Origin of the sequence: Halocynthiibacter namhaensis, assembly GCF_000812685.1 — a bacterium.
Classification (GTDB): Bacteria; Pseudomonadota; Alphaproteobacteria; order Rhodobacterales; family Rhodobacteraceae; genus Halocynthiibacter; species Halocynthiibacter namhaensis.
On record NZ_JWIF01000043.1, the window covers coordinates 1 to 2,654 of the forward strand.

The window sequence follows — 2,654 nt, forward strand, 5'->3', positions numbered from 1 at the left end:
TGGTCTTGTCACGGTTACGTTCCGGTCTCTCAACTCATTTAGGCAGCCTTTCGTTCGAAGGCCAAGGGGCTTTTGCCACCTAACGATGAATGACGCCGTCGTGGATTATAGAACCCATTGATATACTGGAAGATGGCCCCTTCAGTCTGGCGTCTGGTTTCCCAGCGGTTGCGCCAGATCAGCTCTGCCTTGAGCGATTTGAAGAACGTTTCCACCATGGAATTGTCGTAGCAATTTCCTTTTCCGCTCATCGAGACTTTGAAGCCATGCTTTGACAACCGCTTCTGGTAGTCATGTGAGCAGTATTGCGTTCCACGATCTGTGTGGTGAATGCAGCCCTTGGGAGGTTGTCGCATGGCCACGGCCATGTCCAACGCCTGGATCGCCAGATCTCGCTTCATACGATTACTGACAGCCCAGCCGATGACGCGCCGAGAATAGAGATCTAAGATCACCGCCAGATAGAGCCAACCCTCGCTGGTCCAAATGTACGAGATATCACCCGCCCATTTTTGATTTGGCCCATCGGCAGAAAAATCCTGATCCAGCAAGTTGGGCGCGATGTTGAACGCATGGTTGCTGTCCGTGGTCACCTTGTATTTCTGGGTCCTGACGGTCTTGATGCCGTTCATGCGCATTAGGCGGCCAATCCGGCGGTGCCCAACCCTCAGCCCCATTTCCTGCAATTCTGCGGTCATGCGTGGTCGACCATAGCTATGCAGGCTCAGACGATGTTGCTCTCGGATATGCGCCAGAATAACCATATCGCCTCGCTGCCGCTGGCTCATCGGGCGAGCCCGCCACGCACGATAACCACGCGATGTGACCTGCATGATACGGCAGAGAAATTCCACGGACCAAACTTCTTTCCAGGCGTCAATGAAGGCGAACCTCACCGGCTTTGGCCTGCAAAGAAGATCGCCGCCTTTTTTAATACTTCCCTCTCCTCTCGCAGCAGCCGGACTTCCTTGCGAAGGCGTTCGTTCTCTTTCTCAACGTCTTCGTGAGGACCCGACATCAGGTCATCATACTGATGCTTTTGGACCCACTTGTTCAGCGTCGAAAGCCCAACCCCCAAATCAGAAGCCGCTTGTGGTCGTGTCAGTCCACTGGTCGTTGCGATACGCACTGCATCACGGCGAAACTCGTCAGTGTATCTCGTTGCCATTCTCAATCTCCTTCATAGCAAACATTGCTCAAAAGAGACCGGAACTAAACCGGGACAAGACCAGTATTTGCGAGTGTGGCCTGTTCGATATCCAGCTTGGCCAGCAGCTCTTTTTGGGTCAAACCATCCTTTTCCCATAGCGCAAGCAACGCCGGAAACTGCCCCGGGACGACACCAAGGGGGGCGATGCGCTTGCGGAGCATCTCGGCAAGCAAGCGGGCCATGTTGTTCACGAGATATCCTGCGGAGTTCATGCGATCAAATTCCATAGTTGCTGTTTAGCATTGCATAGCTAACTATGTAATAGTGTATAGCTTGCTATGCAATAGTATATAGCTTGCTATGCAATGGTATATAGCTTGCTATGCAATGGTATATAGCTTGCTATGCAATGCGAATCAATGAGGACGTATAGATGAGAACTTTAACAGCAACTTGCGCACTGCTGCTGGCTCTCCCAAGCGCTGGACTGGCTCAATCGGACGAGGCGACACCCGGTCGTGAACTTTCAGAACTGATCTACGGATCGATTGAGGATAACCCAGCTGGCGCTGCGGATATGGGTGAATTCGTCAATTTCGGTCAGGACATCTTCGTGTCAATGGGCTCTGATGAAAGCGGATCAATTGATCTAGGCGAGTTCACTGCATGGGACTTCGGTTTCAGTATCATCGCCGAAGATGCGGGCCAAGAACGTGCCTATGAAACCGCACAAAATATATTTTTGCAATTTGGGACCACGACGGTGACGGCGAGATCGAGCGGCGTGAGTATCATAAGTCGATGGTGTGGGACTTCCGCCGTGCCGATAAAAACGACGATGCATTCTTGACGCGGGAAGAATTTCTTAGCGGCTATGTAGTCACCCGCGCCTATCGCGCAGCAATCACCGGTCAGTAGGCTGAGTCTATCGGAACTAGGAGGCAAGTCATATGAAAAGCACCCCAACCCAATATGGATCGGTTGCCATCACCATCCACTGGCTGAGCGCAATCTTCATTCTCGCCCTGCTAGGCTCCGGCTTCAGGGCTGCGTCAATGACTGACAGCGCTGCCAAAGAAGAAATCCTGATGTTTCATGTTCCCTTGGGTATTGTGATCCTGCTCCTGACACTGCTGCGCATGTTCTGGTGGTGGCGCGTCGATCAAAAACCACGTCCGGTGGATGGCGACCCTGCTTGGCAGAGGTTCATAGCGAAAGCGATCCATGAACCAGACCGGGTTTACCGGAGATCATAAAGCTTGGAAGATAAGTCATGATCAAAGGAAATTCAGGAAACCGTTTTTCAACAGAAGTCCGGGCGCGCGCAGTGCGCTTGGTGCTTGAGAATGAAGCGGATTATCGGACGCGATCTGAGTGCTTCAGATCGATTTCGAAGAAGATAGGATGCAGCCCCGAAACGCTTCGGGACTGGGTTAATAAACAATCGATTGAGACAGGAGATCGGGAGGGTCTGACGTTGTCAGAGCGGGCGCAGATGAAGGAA

5 protein-coding genes are annotated in these 2,654 nt (G+C 52.2%); 3 read left to right on the top strand and 2 right to left on the bottom strand.

Annotated features, from left to right (window positions below; genetic code table 11):
* Nucleotides 1-38: 38 nt before the first annotated feature.
* Nucleotides 39-1,168, bottom strand: a protein-coding gene (locus tag RJ38_RS06870) for an IS3 family transposase (RefSeq protein ID WP_156121788.1) whose coding sequence is annotated in 2 segments (ribosomal slippage) — nt 39-934 and nt 934-1,168 — 1,131 coding nt in all. Because the reading frame shifts where the segments join, the coding sequence is not laid out codon by codon here.
* A gap of 44 nt (nt 1,169-1,212) precedes the next feature.
* Nucleotides 1,213-1,437 (bottom strand): MarR family winged helix-turn-helix transcriptional regulator, encoded by a 225-nt coding sequence (locus RJ38_RS06880; RefSeq protein WP_202903872.1) that lies wholly within the window; start codon nt 1,435-1,437, stop codon nt 1,213-1,215.
* Nucleotides 1,438-1,583: 146 nt separating this feature from the next.
* On the opposite strand from RJ38_RS06880, the gene RJ38_RS06885 reads away from it, so the two are divergent.
* The 3 genes from RJ38_RS06885 to RJ38_RS18830 form a co-directional block, all read left to right on the top strand.
* Nucleotides 1,584-2,000, top strand: a complete 417-nt coding sequence (locus tag RJ38_RS06885; protein ID WP_238321660.1) for a hypothetical protein — start codon at nt 1,584-1,586, stop codon at nt 1,998-2,000.
* A 100-nt stretch (nt 2,001-2,100) separates the two neighbouring features.
* Nucleotides 2,101-2,406 carry a cytochrome b/b6 domain-containing protein gene (locus tag RJ38_RS06890; RefSeq protein WP_082005661.1) on the top strand — a complete coding sequence of 102 codons (306 nt, stop codon included), beginning with the start codon at nt 2,101-2,103 and terminating at the stop codon, nt 2,404-2,406.
* 17 nt (nt 2,407-2,423) lie between these two features.
* Nucleotides 2,424-2,654 (top strand): transposase (locus tag RJ38_RS18830; RefSeq protein ID WP_039017917.1); only part of this gene is annotated, 231 nt, incomplete at its 3' end.

Coding starts and splice junctions, on each gene's coding strand:
- RJ38_RS06880 (WP_202903872.1), bottom strand. CDS start 1,437: ATGGAATTTGATCGCATGAACTCCGCAGGATATCTCGTGAACAACATG.
- RJ38_RS06885 (WP_238321660.1), top strand. CDS start 1,584: ATGAGAACTTTAACAGCAACTTGCGCACTGCTGCTGGCTCTCCCAAGC.
- RJ38_RS06890 (WP_082005661.1), top strand. CDS start 2,101: ATGAAAAGCACCCCAACCCAATATGGATCGGTTGCCATCACCATCCAC.